Origin of the sequence: Clostridium sp. Marseille-P299 (genome assembly GCF_900078195.1) — a bacterium.
GTDB lineage: Bacteria > Bacillota > Clostridia > Lachnospirales > Lachnospiraceae > Lachnoclostridium.
Genome location: NZ_FJVE01000007.1, coordinates 1,410,342 through 1,434,240 on the forward strand (window position 1 = coordinate 1,410,342; position 23,899 = coordinate 1,434,240).

Below are 23,899 nucleotides of genomic sequence, written 5' to 3' on the forward strand. Positions count from 1 at the left end.
GAGGATAACGTATGATTCATAAAAGATTTCCAGTGAGAGCCATTGCACTTTTACTTATAATGTCGATTGTTTTAAGCCTTGGTTCTAAGATGAAAGCAAGTGCTATAACAGAGCTTTCAACAGAGGAATACGAGGAAATAGTGGAAACTTACTCAATCGATAATTCGATACCAAAATACATCGATTATAAAGAGAAAAATGAACAGATTAGGCCAAATGAAACTTATAAAATAGAAGCAACCGATTATGTAAGATATTCAACTGGCGAATACGATAAAAGTGGGAATGAAGTAGAAGCAACACCAGAAATCTATATGGATTATGAAGGAATGAGCGGAGGTTCTGTTTATTCCGAAGAACGTGGATTCATTGAATATGAGGTAAATATAAAAACTCCAGGACTTTATAATTTATCAATTCTTTATTATCCAATTGAAGGGAAAAGTTCAGACATTGAAAGAAGCTTTTTTGTAGATGGTAATCTTCCATTTAAGGAATTTTCCCTTATCCAGTTCTCAAGAATTTGGAAAAACGAGATTACTGAAACACGTATTGATAAAAATGGAATTGAGAGTAAAGTGTGGGAGAAAGATAATCAAGGCAATGATTTAAAACCATCTATGAGGGAAAATCCAGAGTGGACCAAGAGCTATCTTTATGATAGTGAAGGGTATATAACAGAAAAACTATCAATTTATTTATCTGAAGGGGTTCATAGGATAACAATGGTTTCCTTAAGAGAGCCTATGATTTTAAAAGAACTTCAATTAGATAATACAGAGCCAACGAAAAGTTACGAGATAGTGAAAGGGGAATGGGATGCCTTAGGTTATAAGGATTCTAGTGGACAAAAGATACGTATTGAAGCTGAGAATGTAACCAAAACTTCTTCTCAGATGTTATACCCACAACAAGATCAGTCCTCGCCAGCGGTTCATCCTTCTAGTACCAAAGAGCTTCTAAACAATACAATTGGTGGCAACTCCTGGCGACTGACGGGACAATGGATGGAATGGGATTTTGAAGTGGAAGAAAGTGGATATTACAATATCACGGCATATTTAAAGCAAAACTTTCAAAAAGGAATTTATGTTTCTAGAAAAATCTTTATTGATAATGAAGTTTTATTTGATGAATGGAATGATTACGGCTTTACACATAGTCAGAATTGGCGCTTAGAAACTTTGAGTAAAGATGATGAGCCGTATAAGATATATCTTGAAAAGGGAAGTCATACCTTACGAATGCAAGTAGTACTTGGTGATTTTTCTGATATCGTTAGTGAAGTACAAGACTCCATGACAAAATTAAATGCAATTTATAGAAAAGTAATTCGAATCATTGGAGTAGACCCAGATACTTTTCGAGACTATCAAATTGAAGCAAGTCTACCGGAACTAGAAGGCGAATTAATTGAAGTACGAGATCAATTGGATAGAGCAATTAATAGGCTAAAAGAAGTTGCAGGCAATGGTAGTGATAAGGAAGCAGTTTTAATCACAATGCGTGATCAATTAAATTCCTTAATTACGGATCAGGAGCGTTTTACGAAGTTGATTAAATCTTACAAAATTAATGTTCGTGCCTGTGGAAAATGGATTACGCAAGTACTAGCGCAACCATTACAGTTAGATACAATTTATATTTCTTCTCCTGATGTAAAAGTTACAGTGGAACATGATTCTTTTTTTGCTAAGCTATTTTATGAGCTAGCAAGGTTGTTTTATTCCTTTATTATTAATTACAACCAGATTGGTAATGTCACTGAAAAAAGTGAGGAGCAAAAGACAATAACTCTTTGGGTAGGAACTGGTAGAGATCAAGCGAACGTAATTAAATCGTTGATTGATGAAACCTTTACGAATAAAAATGGAATTAATGTCAATGTAATGCTAGTCGATATGAGTACATTATTGCAAGCAACATTAGCAGGGCAAGGACCAGATGTAGCAATTCAAGTAGGAGCCATGGCTGGCTCAAATACTGCCCAGATCTCAAATGATGTCCCAATGAACTATGGACTCAGGCATGCAGTGGCAGATTTAAGTCAATTCTCAGACATTGATGAAGTTACCAAACAATTTAGAGAAAGTGCGTTAACAGCGTTTACTTTCGATGGCCATATTTATGCACTACCAGAGACACAAACATTCCCAATGATGTTTTATAGAAAAGATATATTAAATGAAATTGGCCTTGAAGTTCCTAAGACCTGGGATGAAGTAAAAGTAATTACTTCTGTGTTAAGTAAAAACCAGATGGAATTTGGTGTCTTACCAAATGAAGCAATTTATGCAATGCTCTTATATCAACATGGTGGTTCTTATTACAATGAGGATGCAACACGTTCTGGTCTTGATAGCGATGAAGCAATTCTTGCGTTTAAAGAATACTGTGAATTATATACCGATTATAAATTAGACAAATGGACCAGTGTAGAAGAAAGATTTCGTACTGGTGAATGTCCGATTATACTTGCAGATTATACGATATTTAACAATTTACAAGTATCGGCACCGGATATTAAAGGGTTATGGGGAATGGCACCTGTTCCTGGAATACAAAAGGAAGATGGAACGATTGACCACTCTGTTGCAAGTTCAGGTCTTGCCTCTATGATTATGGAATCCAGCGAAGATAAAGAATCTGCTTGGGAATTTTTAAAGTGGTGGAATTCAGCAGAAACGCAAATCACCTATGGAAAAGAGATGGAGAGCTTAATGGGTTCCGCTGCTAGAGTTCCAATGGCAAACATCGATGCTTTTGATAGCCTTCCGTGGTCTTATGATATCTATGAAGCGTTAACTGAGCAATTAGAGCAGGTAAAAGGAATTCCACAAGTACCTGGAGGATATTTTTCTTGGAGAAATGTAAACAATGCCTTTTTCAAAGTTACAACAGATACAAAAGCTGCTACTCCAAGAGAGGAATTGATGGAAAAAGTTATCTATATCAATGATGAGATAACCTATAAGAGGCGTGAATTTAAGTTACCTCTAGCAAGTGAAAATTAACGGAGGAAGGGAGCGGTTTCATGGATCAAACGGCAGTGTTAGAAAAAGTTAAAAAAGAATCAACACTATGGGAGAGAATGAAAAAAAGTAAAACATCCTACATAATGATGGCACCTTATCTAATTTTATTTTTCTTCTTTACCATACTACCAATACTTTCCTCAGTTGTTTTGAGTTTTACCTACTTTAATATATTAGAACCACCAACCTTTGTAGGGTGGAAAAATTACACGAAACTTTTATTAGAGGATGACATTTTTTTAATCGCATTAAAAAACACCTTTTTATTTGCAGTAATCACAGGTCCAGTAAGCTACTTACTTTGCTTATTGTTTGCTTGGATTATTAATGAATTTAAAGGGAAATTAAGAGCATTTTTAACATTGATATTTTACGCTCCATCCATATGTGGAAATGCTTACTTAATATGGAATATTATTCTTACCGGGGATCGATATGGATACTTAAATGGTATTGCATTAAAACTTGGTATTATCAATGAGCCAAAACTATGGATGCAAACAGAAAAATATATTCTACCAATACTAGTTGTTGTACAGCTTTGGCTTAGTCTAGGTACGGGATTTCTTTCCTTTATCGCAGGCCTTCAAACCGTTGATAAAACTCTTTATGAAGCGGCTGCAATGGATGGTGTGAAAAACAGGTGGCAGGAATTATGGCATGTAACACTGCCAGCGATGAAACCACAGCTTATGTTTGGTGCGGTTATGCAGATTACACAATCTTTTGCAGTAGCTGATATTTCAATTAATCTAGCGGGAAACCCATCGATTAATTACGCAGGTGCAACTGTAGTAACTCACCTCTTAGACTATGGAAACACAAGATTTGAAATGGGCTATGCATCAGCAATAGCGACTGTATTGTTTTTCATGATGGTTGGTACGAATAAGCTAGTTCAAAGAATTATACGAAGGGTGGGGGAATAAGTTGGCAAGAGACTATTTTAAACCAAGAAGGCGCTTATTTCATCGAGAGAAACGGCTGAATCGTTCCGCTGCCGGTAATGGATTATTATTCACCATAATGTTTATCTGTGGACTTTTTATGGTTTTACCAATTGTTATGATCATAAATAATGCATTAAAGCCCCTTGATGAATTGTTTCAATATCCACCAAAGATTTTTGTAAGAAACCCCTCTCTTGATAATTTTAAGGACTTATTTATTGTTATGACAGGGTCTTGGGTTCCATTTACAAGGTACATCTTAAATACGATTATTATTACAGGTAGTGGAACGGTAGGGCATGTTTTGATTGCTTCTTTAGCAGCTTACCCACTTTCCAAGCATAAGTTCCCAGGAAGAGATCTTATTTTCAAACTAGTAATACTATCAATGATGTTTTCTTGGACAGTAACACAGATACCAAACTACATGATTATTTCTTTCTTAGGGTTAAACAATACATTTTTCGCACTTATCTTACCTGCTTGGGGATTTGGTATGGGATTATATTTGATGAAACAGTTTATGGAACAAATTCCAGATTCTTTAATTGAATCCGCAAGAATTGATGGTGCATCTGAGTTTCAAACTTATCGAAAAATTATAATGCCAAATGTAAAGCCTGCCTGGTTGACACTTGCAATATTTCAATTTCAACAGATGTGGGGAAATACCGGATATGCTTTTTTAAGAAGTGAACAGCTAAAACCTTTGCAAGCTGCTCTTCAACAAATTACAGCAGGTGGTGCTGGTAGAGCAGGGGCTTCGGCAGCTGTTACTTTTATCATTGCAGCAGTACCAATTATATTTTTCTTAATTTGTCAAAGCAACATATTAGAAACAATGACGACATCTGGAATAAAGGAATAGGGGGGAGATTGGTTGAATAAAGCATTTCAGCGAGCAAAAAGCCGAAAGGGTGTGTATCGCTTAAACATCGAGCTACCCTTAGGTAAAATAGAGATTAAGAAGATAACAATAAACCTAAAAATCCGAAGTGTATTTGCCCTTATTCTTTTGTTTTGCCTCCTTTCTAATAACAGCTTAGTCTATGCAAGCGGTACGAATGTGCCATATGATACATACAATTTTGACTACCGAAAATATACAATACGAACTCCAGCTGCATATCTACCAGAGAAAACCATTTCAGGGACTTCCCTTGGAATCGATGCCTTTTTAAATCCGCAAGATATCTGTATGGATGAAGAAGGAAATGTTTATGTAGCAGATACAGGAAACCACCGGATTGTAGTTATGAATGCAGATATGAATCAAGTAGTGAAAATTATAACTTCCTTTGAGAATGAGGGAAAGACTGATACCTTTAATGCTCCTTATGGCGTGTGTGTATCGGAGAAGAATTTATTATACATAGCCGATTCAGAGAATAAGCGTATCGTTGTACTTAATGATAAGGATCAATTGGTCAAAATCATTGATAAGCCAACGTCTGAAATTCTTGCAGATGATTTTGTATTCACTCCATTAAAGATAACTGTTGATTATGCAGATCGTGTTTATTGTATAGCTAAGGGAATGTTTGAAGGCATCATGATGTTTGAGGATAATGGAACCTTCACAGGGTTTTTCGGAACGATTAAAGTAAAAATCACCTTGTGGGAAAAGATTTGGAAACGGCTATCAACGAAAGAACAGCGTAAAAAACAATTACTCTATGTACCAACGGAATTTACTGGTGCTGATGTAGATCCAGGTGGCTTTGTTTATGCTTCTAATATTGATACTGAGGGTGTGCAAGCAGTGCGAAGACTGAATCCAAAAGGAGAAGATGTAATTAAAAAAGGTAAAAATGAAAATCTTGGAGGGGATATTTTTATTGGTGGTATCACAAGGTATAGTGGCCCTTCTTATATTGTAGATGTTGTTTATCGCGAGAATGGTATTTATTCCTTACTAGATTCTAGAAGAGGACGAATTTTTACCTATGACCATGAAGGAAACCTCTTATATATCTTTGGAGGATTAGGGACTCAATCAGGAACCTTTACTCTTCCTGTTGCGATTGAGTCAACGAAAGACCGGATGATTGTACTAGACTCTTACCGAGCTGAATTAATCAGTTTTCAAGCTTCCGAATATGGAAGTCTTATCAATGAAGCGGTTGGATTGCGCTTTGATGGTAATGAGAAAGAAGCCGTTGAGCTTTGGGAGAGAGTTTTACAAATTGATGAAAATTTTGAGCTTGCTTATATCGGAATTGGGAAAGCCTATCTAACTGCTGGAAATAATAAATTGGCATTAGAGTACTTAAAAAAGGGAATGGATAGACAGTACTATTCCATTGCATATAAACGTTATCGAAATGCTATTTTAAAAGATAATTTAGGATATGTATTTACAGGTGCTATTGTTTTATTAATCACTTACCAAGTAGTTGTACGGATAAAAAGAAAGAAACATGGTAAAAAAGATTACGAAGAAGGGTTAGGTTGATATCAATGGGCAAGTATTTCTCAAAAGAAAAATTCCTATATCCGTTTTATGTATTAACACATCCAATGGACGGATTTTATGAAATAAGGCATAGAGAACGTGGCAGTGTTCCTATTGCACTCATTATCGCAGCACTATTTAGCTTTTCTTTTTCCATGAATCGTATTTTAGCTAGTTTCGTTGTAAATAATACGGATCCAAGAGAAGTAGATAGTTACTATGAACTAAAAGCCCTTTTTCTTTTTTTCTTTTTATTTTGTATTGGCAATTGGTCCATTACTTGTTTAATGCAAGGAGAGGGGAGATTTAAAGATATTGTTATTGCCGTAGGATATGGAATGTTACCTCTCGTACTTACGTTTGTTCCAGCTACCATACTTTCTAGGTTTATAGCAGCGGATGAAGAGGCTTTTTACTATGTCTTTTTAATTGTTGGAGTTGCTTGGACTGCGATTATGATTTTAATCGGTATTATGACAGTACATAATTATACCTTAGCAAAAACGATAGTTACTTTATTTTTAACGTTTATAGCTATGTTGATTATCGTATTTATTTTAGTTATGTTAAGTGATTTGGTGTCGCAGGTAATTGGTTTCTTCCGTAATATTTATATAGAACTAGTTTTTAGAACCTAGGAGGGATGCATATGAAGAGATACAAAAAATTCATTCTTTTCGGTATTTGTTTTGCACTCATCATAGGTGTTTCATATGGAGCATATTACTTGTTTCACTATGTACTATATGATGAATATAAGGAATCGTTTACAAGTTATGATTATGAAGAAGGAAAAGAGTTTAAATCATTAGAAGATAGTAACCCTTCAGTATCTGGGATGGTCTTAGGGGCTGAAAATGAATATCTGAAATTATATACCAATGTTAAAACAGCTGAAATTGCTGTTTATGATAAGCGAACGGATGAGATTACGTATTCAAATCCTCAGAAGGCAGACGAAGACTCTGTTGCTAGTAGTGTAAATAAGTCAATGTTAAAATCACAAATTATCATAGACTATTTTAATGCTAGTAGAGTTGGTGGGTCATACAATTCTTATGATTATTCTACCACATTAGGGCAATTTGAATTAGAAGCTATTCATAATGGATTTCGCTATACTTACACCATTGGTGACTTGTCGAGTGCTACTGGTATTGCTCCAATGTTTATTACAGAGGAGCGTCTAGAATCATTTTTGTCAAACCTAGATGAAAAGTCTGCAAAATATATAGCAAAACGGTATTCACAATCTGGGAAGGTAGATGGATTTCTAGAATTAAATGAAGCTGCAAAGACTGGTGCATCTACTTTAAGAAAGATAAATGAATATCTAACAGCTGCAGGCTATACAATTGAAGATTATGAAATGGATATGGTGGCAGCAGGTGCTGAGGCAGAAATGCCAATATCTTTTGTAGTCCCCCTAGAATATAGACTGTCTGAGGATGGTATTGATGTTTCAATTCCTACATGTAAGGTAGAAGAGCACGGAGGGGGATTTATATTTCGAATCCAAGTATTGCGTTATTTTGCTGCAGCAGGTACCGAGGAAGAAGGATACTTTCTAGTACCAAATGGCTCTGGTTCTTTGATTCACTTTAATAATGGCAAAACAAAGACACAGGATTATTCCCAATTTGTATATGGACTTGATCCACTCTTATCGCAATATTTAGTACTTGAAAACACAGAAAATGCAAGACTTCCTTTGTTTGGAATCAGCAGAAAAAATAGTGGTATTTTAGCAACGATTGAAGAAGGAGAATCTTTAGCTGCAATTTATGCAAGTGTTGCTGGAAAAATTAATTCCTATAATTATGCGTATTCTGAATTTCAAATACGAGGATATGATACGTTATCCATGTTTGGGCAAACGGGCGCAGCAGCAGAATTACCAATTCTAGAAAAGAAATTTTATGATGTTAACTTAACTGTAAAATACACATTTTTAGATAAAAATTATGCAGATTATTCAGGTATGGCGCGCTATTTTAGAGAACGACTTGAAAGAGAAGGAGTATTACAAACGGTTGATAAAACTGAATCTATTCCATTTTATATGGATGTTGTGGGTGGGGTTGGAAGGACTGGATTTTTTCTTGGTAAACAATATGGTGAGATTTATCCTATGACAACGTTTAAGGAAGCTGGAAACATCGTAGAAGATTTACATAACAACGGGGTAACGAATCTTATTATGAATTACCAAGGATGGTTTAATGGTGGGTATTATCATGATGTAGCTTCAAAGATAAAGGTACTACGCAAATTAGGCGGTAAATCAGGCTTGAATGCCTTAACGAATAAAGTAGAATCCCTTGGGGGCTCAGTCTATGGAGAGGTGGCATTTCAAAAAGTACCATTTACCTCAGATAGATATAAATATGATGTGGAAAGCTCTAAATATTACGGTAGTGGTTATGTTGTTAATTTTGGTCAGGTAAATCCTATGACCTATTATCAATCCTCATCCTTAGGATATATTGAAACGAAATATTTTGTATTATCTCCAAAATATCTACCTCGTTATATAAATAAATTCACGAATAAGATAACGAAATATAATATTTCAGGTGTTACCTTAAAAGATTTAGGAGATTACCTGCAATCGGATAAGAAGAGAACGGAAGGTATCAACAGAGAACAAGCAAAACACGTAGTAATGGATCAATTTGAAAAGCTTGAGACTACAAATAAGAATATCATGGTTAATGGCGGTAATTTCTATTCACTTACCTATAGTGACGATGTTATTAATGCACCAATCGGGCATAATTCTTATCCAATTGTAGATGAAGAAGTTCCATTTTATGAAATGGTAATCCATGGCTTGGTGAATTACTCAGGTAGTGCAATTAATTTGATGGATACTTATAAAAAAGATGACTTTATATTGAGATTAATTGAGTATGGGGCATCCCCTCATTATACCTTTACGTCTAAAGATTCATCTGAAATGAAATATACTGGATTAAACATGCTTCATAGCACGCAGTTTTCTATTTGGAAAGAGGATGCGATTGAGGTATATCAAAAAGTAAATGAAGCTCTAAAATATGTAACCAACGCAAAAATCATAAATCATGAAATCATCAGTGATGGATTTAAGAAGGTTTCTTATGATAATGGAGTTGTATTTTATATCAATCAATCAAGTAAGGACCTTACGTATGAAGGTATCACTGTCACAGCAAAAAGTTACGAAATGGAGGGATTAGGCGAATGAAAAAGAAAAAATTAACGCTTGCGACTAAGCGTGCAATTGTTGGCTTACTCTTCATTTCACCATGGCTCATTGGATTTTTAATGTTCTATGTTAGAAGTATATTTATGACTATCCAGTTTAGTTTATCCAATATTATTGTTGGAGAAGGAACAGGATATATAACACAATTTATAGGTTTTGATAACTTTAAATATGCATTTACTGTACATGGATCGTTTAAAAAAATACTAGTGGAGTCCATTGGTAATATGCTGCTAAATGTGCCCTTAATTATATTTTTTAGTTTATTTATGGCATTACTTTTAAATAAAAAGTTTAAAGGAAGAACCTTGGTACGTGCAATTTTTTTCCTTCCAGTAATCATGAATTCGGAAGCAATTTGGGTAGCGATTCAGCATGCAAGGGAAGTAATGGTTGGTGGTGTGAGCGCGGTATCGGCAGAGATGGCAGAATCTTCAACTGTAAATATTGAGTATTACCTTTATTTATTTGATTCATTTGGCATGCCTGAATTTCTCTTAGATTATGTCATACTTTCAGTTAGTAGAATCAGTTATGTTATTACAGCTTCTGGAGTGCAAATTGTTATATTTATAGCTGCGTTACAGTCGATATCCCCATCACTTTATGAGGTGGCTAAGATAGAAGGTGCCACTGCCTATGAAATTTTTTGGAAGGTTACGCTCCCAATGGTATCCCCACTTATAATTACCAACGTTGTCTATACGGTGGTAGATGCCTTTATAACCAGTGATGTGGTGCAGTTATCTTATGATACTGCAATGACGAATATGAACTATGGACTTAGTTCAGCCTTTAGTATCATAAGTACCTTGTGTGTATGTACAATACTTATCGTATCATGTGGTTTGATATCCAAGCGAACATTTTATCATAACTAGGAAAGGAGAGGGCATGAATATAATTACAAAGTATAAAGATACAGTTTATAAAATAAAAAATGATAAACAATTCGCAAATGATCGTAGCCGTTGGATATCAAAAGCGAAAAGTTTAGTAGTTACTTTATTCCGATTTGCTGTAATTATAGGAATCTGTTATGTCATTATAGGTCCTTTAATTGGAATGTTAAGTAGTTCCTTCTTCTCAGATGAGGATCAATATAACCCAATGGTATATTTAATACCTTCAAATCCAACGCTTGAAAGATATCGACTTGCATTTCTTAGATTAGATTACATAAAGGTGCTTATTAACACACTTGCTTATGATATAGGATTAATGATTATTCAAGTCCTAGTTTGTTCTATGGTGGGCTATGGATTTGCTAGATTTCAATTTCCATTTAAAAAATTTTTATTTAGCTTAGTTATTATTATGATCATCATGCCTACCCATACGATTATGTTACCTCTTTATCTTACATTTCAACAGTTCGATATTTTTGGCATTATAAAAGCTGTCAATGGAGAAGCTGTGAATTTATTAAAATCTTCGAAACCAATGATAATAATGACTTTGTTTGGGTGTGGTTTACGTTCTGGCTTGTATATTTATATTTTCAACCAATTTTTTAGAGGATTACCAAAAGAAATTGAGGAAGCTGCATTTGTGGATGGAGCAGGAATGTGGACGACTTATTTTCGTATCATGTTAGTAAATGCAATTCCTTCTGTTATTACGGTAGCTATATTCTCACTTGTATGGCAATATAACGATACTTTTTTCTCTAGGTTATTTGTTATAGATGCGAATCAATTATTAAGTAGAAAAATCGTATCTTTACAGGACACGATTGCAAATGCAGATCGAATACTTGATATTTCAATTCAGACTCTATATGTGAATGCTGGTATTATTTTAGTTATTTTACCAGTCATCCTTATCTATATAGTGTTGCAAAAGAAGTTTATTGAAGGTGTTGAACGAAGCGGTATTGTTGGTTAAAGGATTATTAGGAAAAGCATCTTATGCAAGCCGCTATACGAAAGAAAGAAACAAAAAGAAGAGAGAATACAGAAGAGTTGAAAAGCTATGTTAATTTTACGAAAAAATTAAGGAGGAGTAGTAGTATGTTAAAAAAGAAAAAGTTTCTTTCTATTATCATGACAATTATTATGATAATCTCTCTATCCGCATGCAAGAGTAAGGATGAACCAACGGATGCACCTGCAACGGTTGCACCAACACAAGCTGAGGCAACACCTACGGAAGCGCCTGTGGTTGAGAAGGAAGAGCCAGTGATTGTAACAGAGGGGCAAGGGGTTACATTTGAAGATGGTAAATACGATTTTATCATGCTTAATACTGCACCAGGTAATGCAGACAAATCGGAAATATCCATCGTTGATTTTAATGGTAGTAAGGCATTAAAAGTTGATGTGAAAGAGAATAAAATTCCTTATGTAGCTATTGATGTTAGTAGCTTAGTTGGGGATAAGATTACAGACGTATATTCCATTGAAATGACTGTTTCAACAGAATATCCAGATGGTAAATTCTACGCTTCCTCCGGATTTCTTTATGCATATAGTGGGGAGAATCGTACCGAATCAAGAGATGCTTGGTCGGTTTATCTTGAAACAAAGAATCCAAATTTAGCAAAAGGTGTTCTTGAAAATAAAGGCGAAGCATTTGTAGCAAACGCATACAATTTCTTTGTTTTTACAAAAGAAACGGATAATGGCATCACAAAAGGAGTAGAAGGTTGTGATTTGTATATTGACAATATCATTATACGAGATGTGAATGGAAATCCAATTCCAGTGGATACTTCCGTTAGTTTCAATAAACCTGCGGGCTTTGGTGCAGACGATCTTTCGAATTTAACAAAGGTTGTTGGCGAAGCAGTAATTGATGGAGGAACAGGCTCATCTACAGGTGGTTGGGGGCAAGCAGTTCAACTAAATACCCTTAAAAATGACGGTGGTGTATTTGATCCTTCTATCTTAAAACCTGGTACTATTATAACAATTTGGTTCTCATCTGCTTCTGCTCCTGAATTAGTATTACAAAGCTGGACGGATGGAAAACCAGATGCTGCTGGTTGGGCTAAGGTAGCTCCTTTTGCAATAAATGATTCTATATCAATTGCTCAATATAAGTATGATGATATGGTAGCGGCCTTTGGCACTGACGATTTTATTACATACTTAGATAATTTTATCGTTGGAGATACTGGTAATGCGTTATCTGTTGCAAAAATTTCATATGGAGCAGAAAGTACTGGAGAAGAAGTAGAATTACAAGGTGCCACTGGTAGCTCAGCTGGCGGTTGGGGGCAGGCAGTTGTAATGCAAACCATTAAAAATGACGGCGGTACTTTTGATCCATCTTTATTAAAAGAAGGTTGTATTGTTTCAGTTTATTATAATTCGGAGATTTGCCCAGAACTTATACTACAAAGTTGGACTGATGGTAAACCAGAAGCTGCTGGATGGGCAAAAGTTGCTGCAAGTGCAGATACTGGAACGGTTGCTACTTATACCTATGAAGATATGGCAGCTGCGTTTGGTACGACTGATTTAGCCACTTACTTAGATGCTTTTAATGTTGGAGATTGTGGTGCAGCATTAGAAGTTACAAAGGTAACGATACAATAATCGATTATAGGAGGGATTGTTTATGGGTAAATTAAGATATCGTAAGCTTATGGCACTTATGCTTGTCCTTGTAATGGTATTTTCACTAAGTGCATGTGGTAAAGGTGGAACAGAAGAGACAATAAAAGAAGAAACTAACAATGTTACAAAAGCAGCTGATCCAACTCCAACTCAGGAAGTTAAAAGTGGAGAAAAAAGAGTGATAACTGTAGGTACTTGGTATGACCATTATTATACAAGTGATCATAAAGCAATAACTGATAATCCAAATGTTACGGATCAAGAGCTTGCTCAAATGCAATTAGATAACATAAGGGCTATCGAAGAAAAATACAATATTGAACTTAAGTTTGTGAATTTAACATGGGATGGAACAATTGAAAGTATTAATACCTCCATTATGGCAGGGGTACCTGAGTGTGATATCTATGAAGTTGATCTTCAATTTGGTATTCCAGCTGTTTTAAATGGGTACGCAACTGATTTAAGTACAGTAATTGGTGGAGATAATGATATCTTTAATGATCAGACTGTGTTATCTTCAATGGATTTAAGCGACATGGGAAAAGAAGGCGTTTATCTTTTTAAACAAACAGCAGTGAATTTAAATCCTTATCCGCTTGCTTTTAATATGGATATGATAGAAGAGGCAAATCTTGAAAATCCTCAAGATTTATACGATAGAGGTGAGTGGACTTGGGCTAAGTTTAGAGAATATCTCCTTGCTTTAACCAAAGATAAAGATGGAGATAGTGTTACAGATGTATATGGATATGGCGGTTGGTGGACCAATCTGTTAAATCAGATGTTAATGTCTAACGGTACTCATATTGCAGGTTCTACAACAACAGGAATTGATAGCCCAGCAACAATTGAAGTATTAGACTTTATTTACAATATGTATAACGTAGATAAAGTTGCAAAACCATGGAATCAAGATGATTGGGGTATTAATACAACGATTTATGCCGAAGGATTAATCGCATTTTGGCCAACTGCTGCATGGGTTATGGCAGAGTATGGTGGATCTGATTTGAGTTTTGAAATAGGTGTTGTTCCATGGCCAGTGGGACCAAGTGGAAGTTTTGAAAATAACAAACATAACATCACAGCTGGTAGTTACTATTTTATTCCAAAAGGAATTAAAGATCCTGAGTTAGTTTACAATGTATTTTATGACTGGACGAATTGGTATGATGGAGATACAGAGTTAAGGGATGATACAGAGTGGTTTGAAAATCAGATGATTACGGAAAGAAACTTTAACTATTTAAAAGACATGGGAACCAAAGAGCAATTTGATATATGGGGAAGCTTAGGTTTAGGCGATAATTTCTCATTAGTTCCACTTTTAAATGGAGAAAAAACAGCATCACAATTAGCAGAAGAAAGTAAATTAGTTATTCAAGACGCACTCGATTCTTATTTTAAATAAAGATTTATAAAGTTTAATAAAGAGAGGGTGTTGCAAAATAACGTGAAAAGATGCAACACCCCCTCATAAAGAACCTTAAGGTGATAATTGAATGAATCTTTCAATTGTTCTTATAAAAAATACGCATAGCGACATCATGGAGGTAATTATGATTAATGTAAAAATGCTAACAGATTCTTTACCAAATATCCCATGGCAAGAAAAACCAGAAAACGGTGTTGGTCCAGTATGGAGATATTCAGAAAACCCTATTATTGATCGGAATCCCCTACCTGGAGTAGCACGAATATTTAATAGTGCAGTAGTGCCATATCAGGGAGAATTCATTGGAGTGTTTCGTGCAGAGCAAACGAATGGAGTTCCACATCTTTATCTTGGATATAGTAAAGATGGCATTCATTGGACGTATGAGCAAGAAAAGATTTCATTCGTAAACGAGCAAGGAGAACCTTTTATGCCTCGTTATGCGTACGATCCAAGGCTTATTAAAGTGGAAGATACATATTATATCATTTGGTGTACCGATTTTTATGGGGCAGCGCTTGGTTTAGCAAAGACTACGGATTTTAAAACATTTGTACGCTTGGATAATCCATTTCTACCATTTAATCGAAACGGTGTATTATTCCCTAGAAAGCTAAATGGCAATTTCGCATTGTTATCCAGACCAAGCGATAGTGGACACACTCCATTTGGTGATATCTTTATCAGTGAAAGTAAAGATTTAGTGTATTGGGGAAAACATAGACATGTAATGACAAAGGGACATGGTCAGTGGTGGCAGTCACTAAAAATAGGTGGTGGATCAGCTCCAATTGAAACCAGTGAGGGCTGGCTATTAATTTATCACGGCGTTACTGGCACATGTAATGGTTATGTATACAGTATGGGTGCAGCAATTCTTGATATTGAGAATCCATCAAAGGTAAAATATCGTTCTGAAAAATTAATCTTAACACCTGAAACGTGGTATGAAGAACGTGGATTTGTTGGAAATGTTGTATTTCCATGCGCTGCATTAACAGATGCCGATACTGGAAGAATTGCAATCTATTATGGAGCAGCAGATAGCTATGTTGGACTAGCATTTACTACGGTTCATGAGATTGTAAATTTTGTGATTGAAAATCATTTAGACATTGCAGATGATGCTACGATAGGCATAATTTAAGCTAAATCATCATAGTCACGTCGATGTAAAAGTTTTAATCATGGTAAGTCATTTATGCTTTTGCTGAATTAATCAAGTATAGTAAAGATTTTGAATCTGCGAAGTTTGGGATTATAATAAAGAAGTAAAATACAAGTCAAACTTAATATGATTGATTATAATTAGTTTTTATCTAGAAAAATCTTGATATTTTCTGCAAAGAGATATAAACTAAATACGTTATGTAATAGGCAATCATTGGAACTTAAAATATGGAAAGCGAGGCAACAATCATGGAATACTTAGATAAGTTTAATGACTGGTGTGAAAATCCTTACTTTGATGAACAAACTAAAACAGAATTGAAATCATTAGTTGGTAATGATATAGAAATTAAAGATCGTTTTTATAAGGATTTAGAATTTGGTACTGGTGGACTTAGAGGAATCGTAGGAGCTGGAACAAATCGTATGAATTTGTACACAGTTAGAAAAGCAACCCAAGGGCTTGCAAATTTTATTATTAAAGAAGGCGGCCAAGATAAGGGCGTTGCAATTGCATATGATTCTAGAAATATGTCAATTGAGTTTAGTGAAGAAGTTGCACTTTGCCTTTGTGCAAATGGCATTAAAGCATATCGTTTTGAGTCACTTCGACCTACTCCTGAATTATCCTTTGCCCTACGTACATTAGGATGTATTTCAGGTATTGTAATTACAGCAAGCCATAATCCAGCAGAATATAATGGATATAAAGTTTACTGGGAAGATGGCGCACAAATCACATATCCAAAGGATGAAGCAATCATCAGTGAAGTGAATAAGGTTACTGATTTTAACGATGTTAAGACAATGTCAAAAGAAGATGCGATCAAAGCAGGCCTTTATCATACAATTGGTAAAGATATTGATGATTTATATGTAGCAGAATTAAAGAAACTAGTACTTCATAAAGAAATTATTGAAGAAGTTGGTCAAAAATTAAAAATTGTTTATACACCACTTCATGGTACTGGAAATGTTTTAGTTCGTCGAGTATTAGATGAGCTTGGTTTTAAGAATGTTTATGTAGTAGCAGAGCAAGAAAAACCAGACGGTAATTTCTCTACAGTAAAATCACCAAACCCAGAAGATCCAAACGCATTTACTTTAGCTTTAAAGCTTGCTAAGGAAAAAGATGCTGATTTAGTTTTGGCAACGGATCCAGATGCAGACCGTTTAGGTGTTTATGCGAAAGATTCTAAAACAGGAGAGTATGTATCCTTTACCGGTAATATGTCCGGTTTATTAATCTGTGAATACCTATTAAGTCAGAAAAAAGAAATGGGTACAATAGCAAAAGACGGTGCATTAATTAAGACAATCGTTTCTACCAATATGGCTGATAAAGTTGCAGAAGAATATAACATCAAATTGATTGAAGTATTAACTGGATTTAAATATATTGGTGAACAAATTAAATTATTTGAAGAAAACGGAACTGGTACTTACGAGTTCGGTTTTGAAGAAAGCTATGGATGTCTCATTGGAACTCATGCAAGAGATAAGGATGCAATTGTAGCAGTTATGGCTCTTTGTGAGGCAGCTGCATACTATATGACAAAAGGACTTACTCTATGGGATCAGATGTTAAATCTATATGAGAAGTATGGATATTTTAAAGAAGGACTTGAGACCATTACGTTAAAGGGAGTAGAAGGTGCTGCAAAGATTAACGAGATGATGGAGACAATCAGAAATAATCCTCCAAAAGTATTGGGAGATTATGAAGTCGTAGCATTCCGTGATTACGAAAAAGACCAAGTACTTAACTTAAAGACTTTTGATGTTTCAAGTACAAGTCTACCTAAGTCAAATGTTTTATATTTTGAATTAACAGACGATGCTTGGGTTTGCGTAAGACCTTCAGGTACGGAACCAAAAATTAAATTCTACATTGGTGTAAAAGGAAGCAATTTTGAAGATGCAAGTAAAAAGCTTGAAAGCTTAAGAGCGCCATTGTTAAAACTAGCAGAATAAAATAACGACAAAAAAACTTTGACAAAGCCGCTGAATATGTGTAGTTGTTACGCATATGTTTAGCGGCTTTTTATATATTAAAATCTGTATAATTGTGAGAAGAGTTCATATAGTATTCAATTTTCTTATACGGATTTAAATGAAAGTTTATCAAAGGGTGTGAAGATGAAGGACAAAAAAATAAAATATTATATTGGTGGTTTATTCATTGTTTTAATTCTAGTTGTGGTAATTTTTTTTATAAAAAAGGGAGCGGACAATGGTGGGAATGAGATGAACCATGATTCAAATGAGCAGGTAAGTAATGTGCTAAATGAAAACGTCGGAACAAAAGAAAACGTCAAGATAGAAGCAAACGTCGAAATAGAAGCAACAGAAACCGTGAAGCGTTCTCTTTTAAATATTGGAAATACATATCGAATTCATCAAGCAATTAATAAAATGAAGCAAGGAGAGAAAACAAAAATTGCTTTTCTCGGTGGTTCTATTACGGAAGGGTATTTAGTGAATAAGAATCAAAATTATGTAACTCAAACGACTAAGTGGTTGCAAGAGAAATTTCAAAATAAGAACATTGAAAGTATAAATGCAGGTCTAAGCGGTACATCCTCCACCATTGGATTATTAAGAGTAGAGCAGGATGTTCTAGATGAGAATCCTGATATTATTGTGATAGAATTTGCAGTAAATGATGCAAATGATACCACTAGCAGTATGGTATACGAAAGTTTAGTGAAACGATGTTTAGAGCAAGAAAATAGCCCTGCGGTAATCTTGTTATTTACAGTTCTTGAGAATGGATATTCTTGTGAAGAGGAGATGAAAAAAGTAGGAGAAGTGTATCAACTCCCTATGATCAGTGTAAAACAAGCAATTACAAAGGACATAGAGGACGCAACACTTTCCTGGAGTACCTACGCACAGGATGAGGCACATCCAACCAAAGAAGGCCATGGGATGATTAAGGATTACCTCGTTTATTATTTTGAAAATGCAATTGTAAGTCAAGTGGATGCCACAGATTTAGATTATACAGAGGTTAGAGCATATGGACCAATATATTCTTCCCTAAAGTTTTATAACAATCAGAATTTATATCCAGAGTCACTTGGTGGGTTTTTAGAAGGGAACTCTAATATTGTTCATTTTCTAAATGGTTGGGTTTGGAGCAAAGAAGATGCAGGTTCTTTTAAATTTACCATGAAGGGTAGAAATCTTTTTCTTCTTTATAAAGAGGACAATAGTGATAACATGGGGAATATCGAGGTTTATATCGATGGTAAGAAAAAAGAGACGGTCTATGGTAATTCACCATCTGGTTGGAATAATCCTGAAGTAGCATTATTACTAAATGAGGTAGAAGAAGGCGAGCATGTCGTAGAAATTCGGGTAAGTGAAGATTCGATTCAAAAGAACTTTCATATTTTAGGATTTGGTACCGCTGGTGAAATTTATAGTGTAAAGAGGGTGACGAAAGACATGATTCCATTAGAAGAAAGAGCAATATTAAATGTAGGAAATACGAAAAGAATTCAAGATGTTATGTCAAGAGCAGAGAATGGCGAGGATATTACCATTGGTTTCATCGGTGGCTCTATTACAATGGGGTCCGGAGCATCAAATAATGATCACTGCTATGCGAAATTAGTGTATGACTGGTGGTGTAAGAAGTATCCAAATGCTAATATTACCTTTGTAAATGCGGGTATTGGAGCAACGACCTCTCAATTTGCTTGTGCAAGAGTAGAGGAAGATTTACTTCAATATGAACCAGATTTTGTTGTTGTTGAATTTAGTGTAAATGATGAATCTGGAGATATTTCTAAAGATAGCTATGAGAGCCTTTTGCGAATGATACTTAGTGCAAAGAATCAACCTGCGGTTATGGTTCTTAACATGGTTAGCTATGATACTGGGAATAACGTGCAAATTATGCATAATGAAATAGCAAAGGCATATGAGTTACCGATTGTTAGTATGAAGGAGAGTGTATTTGAAGAAATCTTATTAGGGAAGTTGAAAGCGTCAGATGTATCAGGGGATAACCTTCATCCAAATGATACTGGGCATAGGTATGGTGCAAAAATTGTAACCAACTTCTTAGAAAAGGTGAAGCAAGGAACTTATTCTACAACTGAGGATTATGATATTCCTGATAAAATTAGTGTATGTGTAGGTATGACATTAACAAGATATAATAATACAAATAGTTCACCGGTATTAAAAGGATTTGTAGCAGATACGAGAGAACAAAATGGTATTACAGATGTATTTAAACGTGGATTTACTGCAAAGAATGTTGGAGATAGTATAACGTTTGAGGTGACTGGTGGTAATATTTCCATTCAGTATAAGAGAACCAATACCCTAGGTGCACCAAAAGCTATCGCAATACTTGATGGTAAGGAAGAGAAAGCAATCGCCTTGGATGGTAACTTTGTAAATGGATGGGGTGATTGGATTTATATGCATAATCTTCTCATGAATGGTGAAAATACAAAACATACTGTAGAGATACGTATTATAGAAAGTGGAGAGAAGGATTTCAATCTGGTATCTGTTATTGCAGGAGAATCTGCGGTTAAATAGTATGTTATGATTTAAGGGAGCGTTAGATTGTAATTGAATTAGAGTAATTTATATATGCTGTGCATTGTAGATTTCAATAATCAAAACCTTCAAGATTATAAAAATAAGAACTGACCCCCATAAGTTTGATATGATAAGCCCCTTGTCTACTTGGCAAGGGGCTTATTAAATCTTTGGATTTAACTTATGAGGGCAGTTCAATAAGGAGGTAACTTGGAGGTTTTCTATTTTACAGGAATGTATCTGCAAATAAAATTCAGTGAGTTGAAAAAGTAATTACAATTTGCAAATATAGTTCAAAAAGTAGATAATTTGTTGAGATTGATATTAATAAGTAATTATAGTATAATGTTACCCATGAGCAATGGCTCCTTTCGTATAAGTTTTTTTGGAATAGAAATTATACCATAAAAAAGGGAGGTCATTGTTTTTTTATTGTATTGAATATCTTTAATTTATATTTATTTAAACATATAAATTTATATTTTCTAGAACATATAAGTTTATAGTAAAAAACTTGTGATAAACGTTACACAATCGAACATAAGACTAAGGAGATACTATGAAAATTGTAATTATTGGAGATGGAAAAGTTGGCTATAAATTAGCAAAGCAACTCTCCGAAGAAAATTATGATGTTATATTAATAGATAAAAATCCCATTAAATTAAAAGAAGCAACGGATAAATTAGATATTAGCTGTATCATTGGTGATGGAGCTAGTGTAGAAGTACAAAAGGAAGCAGACGTACCAGACGCAGATTTAGTAATTGCGTGTACATCAATGGATGAATTAAATATGCTTATTTGCCTGATTGCTAGGAAAATTGGAGCAAAACATACCATAGCCAGAGTGCGAAATCCTATCTATTTTCAACAAATGGATATCTTAAAGGATGAACTAAGACTGAGTATGGCAGTAAATCCAGAGCTTGCAGTTGCCAGAGAAATTGAACGAATTCTAATTTTTCCAGTAGCAAGTAAAATAGAAACATTCGTAAAAGGTAGAATGGAGTTAGTAGAGTACTCTATTAAAGATGGAAATCCGGTAATCGGAATGAGTCTTTTACAAATATATAAAAAATATCGAATTAAAATACTTGTCTGTGCAGTAAAGAGAAATGGAGAAGTTATCATTCCTACAGGTGATTTTGTACTGGAAAAGGGAGATAGACTTCATATTGCAGCAGCCCATGCAAAAATGGAAGCATTTTTTAAGTCTATTGGAAATTATGAGCGTAAAATTAATAAAGTAATTATTTGTGGTGGTGGAAGAGTTGGTTACTATTTGTCAAAACAATTATGTCAGCTAGGTATGCAAGTAAAAATTATTGAAAAAGACTATCAACAATGTGAAAAGCTATGTGAGATGCTTCCTAAAGCTACCATAATACATGGGGATGCAACAGACCACGATCTAATTGATAAAATTGTTGCTAAAGTAAATGAAGATATGAGAGTACAAATGGTAGAAAATCTAGGAATAGATAGTACCGTGTCCACAAAAGATGTAACTGCGGATGCAATTACTAGCTATGTAAGGGCACGTCACAACTCCATTAAAAGTGCAAATGTAGAAACGATGTATTTGTTAGTAGATGGAAAAGTTGAAGCATTAGAGTTTTTAATTCATAAGGAAACAGAATACACAAATATTCCAATTAAAAATCTTTCAATAAAGCAAAATATATTAATTGCCTGCATTGGAAGAAAAGGTAAGATTATTATTCCAAGTGGTGATGACTCAATACATATAGGTGATAGTGTTGTTGTTATTACAAAAGAGCGAAGAATTCAAGATATAGCGGAAATTTTCATATAGTTGGAGGCATATCATGAATTATAAAATGACAAGATATATACTTGGAAAAATGTTTGGTGTAGAAGCTATTATTATTTTACTTCCCGCAATTGTATCATGGATTTATAAAGAAGAAAGTGGATATTCATTTTTAATATCCAGTGCAATTTTATTGCTTATTTATTTATGTTTTGGAAGAAAGAAGCCAGAGAATACAACAATTTATACCAAAGACGGATTAATAATTGTATCGGCTGCATGGGTGTTATGGTCTGTATTTGGTGCACTACCTTTTTATATTTCTGGTAGCATTCCCAATTACATAGATGCATTTTTTGAGACAGTTTCAGGTTTTACTGCCACAGGATCAACCGTAATTGGGGACGTTTCAAAAATATCAAAAGGAATAAATTTTTGGAGATGCTTAACACTATGGATCGGTGGTATGGGAGTATTAATTTTTGTAATGGTTATCACTTCTTTACATGATAAAAATTCAATGCATTTAATGAGAGCGGAAGTACCTGGTCCAGAGCTTAGTAAGTTAGTGCCAAAGGCACGTACAACTGCAAAGATTTTATATGGAATGTATTTTGCACTAACAGTTATTATGGTAGTATTCCTTCTTGCAGGAGGAATGGATTTATATGACAGCATTACTCATGCATTTAGTACAGCGGGAACTGGTGGATTTAATAATCGAACCAATAGTATTGCTTTTTATAATAGCATTTATATAGAAATTGTTATTACTGTATTTATGATTCTATTTGGAATTAATTTTAATTTATATTATTTATTTCTCTTTAAAAAGGTGAAAAATGTATGGAAAGATGAAGAAGTAAGGGCATATTTTATAGTAATTATCGTAGCTACTGTTTTAATTGCTATGAATATTTTTGATATATATGGTACTGTTTTTCAGTCCTTGCGATATGCATTATTTCAGGTAGCGTCTACGATTACAACCACAGGATTTGCTACAGACGATTTTAATTTATGGCCTGAATTTTCTAAAAGTATGATATTAATTGTAGGATTCATCGGTTCTTGTGCAGGTTCTACTGGCGGAGGGATTAAAGTAGCGAGATTTTTAATTTTACTAAAAAGTATAAAAAAAGAAATTGCAAAAATGATACATCCAAAATCGATTCGTATTATAAAGATAAATGGGAAAAAGATAAATGAGGAAACAATTCATGGTGTTTATATGTATATGATTGCGTATGTATTTATTTTAATTATATCAGTGCTGATTGTATCATTGGATAATTTCGATTTCGCCACATCTTTTAGTGGGGTATTATCTGCGATTAATAATGGTGGATTAGGAATATCTAAGGTAGGACCATCAGGAAATTTTTCTCAATTTTCTGTTTTATCTAAAGTGGTACTCTGTCTTGATATGCTAATTGGAAGATTAGAAATCTTTCCATTTTTGATGTTATTATCACCAAATTTATGGAGAAAGAAATTTTAAGAAAGGTTTTTTCTAATAACCTAATTATCTTTTCGTTGTTGACAAATGAAAAAGATTTTTTTCGCTGTAGTCTAGGATTAGATTTTTAAAGGACTTAAATATGCTCCTATAATATTTTTATAAAAAACTCCGATATAATGTTTAGATGCATAAATATTTGACAAGGATGTCAGAAGTAACAGTAATGTTATTCC

The 23,899-nt window shown here is 34.3% G+C and carries 15 protein-coding genes; all 15 read left to right on the forward strand.

Annotation, left to right across the window (positions count from 1 at the left end; translation table 11 throughout):
* Positions 1–11: 11 nt before the first annotated feature.
* Positions 12–3,014, forward strand: coding sequence for an extracellular solute-binding protein (locus BN4220_RS14085; protein ID WP_066717608.1), 3,003 nt, complete (start codon positions 12–14; stop codon positions 3,012–3,014).
* 20 nt (positions 3,015–3,034) lie between these two features.
* A complete protein-coding gene (locus BN4220_RS14090) occupies positions 3,035–3,964 on the forward strand; it encodes a carbohydrate ABC transporter permease (RefSeq protein WP_066717609.1) in 930 nt (309 codons plus the stop codon).
* Between the two features lies 1 nt (position 3,965).
* Entirely contained in the window at positions 3,966–4,853 is an 888-nt protein-coding gene (locus tag BN4220_RS14095; protein WP_066717610.1) for a carbohydrate ABC transporter permease, read from the forward strand.
* A 12-nt stretch (positions 4,854–4,865) separates the two neighbouring features.
* Positions 4,866–6,440, forward strand: a complete 1,575-nt coding sequence (locus tag BN4220_RS14100) for a gluconolactonase (RefSeq protein WP_242867798.1) — start codon at positions 4,866–4,868, stop codon at positions 6,438–6,440.
* Positions 6,441–6,445: 5 nt separating this feature from the next.
* Positions 6,446–7,078, forward strand: a complete 633-nt coding sequence (locus BN4220_RS14105; RefSeq protein WP_066721010.1) for a Yip1 family protein — start codon at positions 6,446–6,448, stop codon at positions 7,076–7,078.
* 11 nt (positions 7,079–7,089) lie between these two features.
* Entirely contained in the window at positions 7,090–9,669 is a 2,580-nt protein-coding gene (locus BN4220_RS14110) for a DUF5696 domain-containing protein (RefSeq protein ID WP_066717613.1), read from the forward strand.
* Positions 9,666–10,571, forward strand: a complete 906-nt coding sequence (locus tag BN4220_RS14115; protein ID WP_066717616.1) for a carbohydrate ABC transporter permease — start codon at positions 9,666–9,668, stop codon at positions 10,569–10,571. The genes BN4220_RS14110 and BN4220_RS14115 overlap by 4 nt, the downstream gene beginning before the upstream one ends.
* A gap of 13 nt (positions 10,572–10,584) precedes the next feature.
* On the forward strand, positions 10,585–11,577 hold the full coding sequence (locus tag BN4220_RS14120) for a carbohydrate ABC transporter permease (RefSeq protein WP_066717619.1): 993 nt from the start codon (positions 10,585–10,587) through the stop codon (positions 11,575–11,577).
* 125 nt (positions 11,578–11,702) lie between these two features.
* Positions 11,703–13,232, forward strand: coding sequence for a hypothetical protein (locus tag BN4220_RS14125; protein WP_066717622.1), 1,530 nt, complete (start codon positions 11,703–11,705; stop codon positions 13,230–13,232).
* A 22-nt stretch (positions 13,233–13,254) separates the two neighbouring features.
* Positions 13,255–14,667: an ABC transporter substrate-binding protein gene (locus tag BN4220_RS14130; RefSeq protein ID WP_066717625.1), complete on the forward strand. Its 1,413-nt coding sequence runs from the start codon at positions 13,255–13,257 to the stop codon at positions 14,665–14,667.
* Between the two features lie 148 nt (positions 14,668–14,815).
* Positions 14,816–15,838 (forward strand): glycoside hydrolase family 130 protein, encoded by a 1,023-nt coding sequence (locus tag BN4220_RS14135; RefSeq protein ID WP_066717628.1) that lies wholly within the window; start codon positions 14,816–14,818, stop codon positions 15,836–15,838.
* Positions 15,839–16,107: 269 nt separating this feature from the next.
* Complete coding sequence (locus tag BN4220_RS14140) at positions 16,108–17,835, forward strand: phospho-sugar mutase (protein ID WP_347477142.1); 1,728 nt, start codon at positions 16,108–16,110, stop codon at positions 17,833–17,835.
* A 165-nt stretch (positions 17,836–18,000) separates the two neighbouring features.
* Entirely contained in the window at positions 18,001–20,424 is a 2,424-nt protein-coding gene (locus tag BN4220_RS14145) for an SGNH/GDSL hydrolase family protein (protein WP_066717639.1), read from the forward strand.
* 562 nt (positions 20,425–20,986) lie between these two features.
* Complete coding sequence (trkA, locus tag BN4220_RS14150) at positions 20,987–22,246, forward strand: Trk system potassium transporter TrkA (protein ID WP_066717642.1); 1,260 nt, start codon at positions 20,987–20,989, stop codon at positions 22,244–22,246.
* Positions 22,247–22,259: 13 nt separating this feature from the next.
* On the forward strand, positions 22,260–23,705 hold the full coding sequence (locus BN4220_RS14155) for a TrkH family potassium uptake protein (protein ID WP_066717645.1): 1,446 nt from the start codon (positions 22,260–22,262) through the stop codon (positions 23,703–23,705).
* Positions 23,706–23,899: the final 194 nt, after the last annotated feature.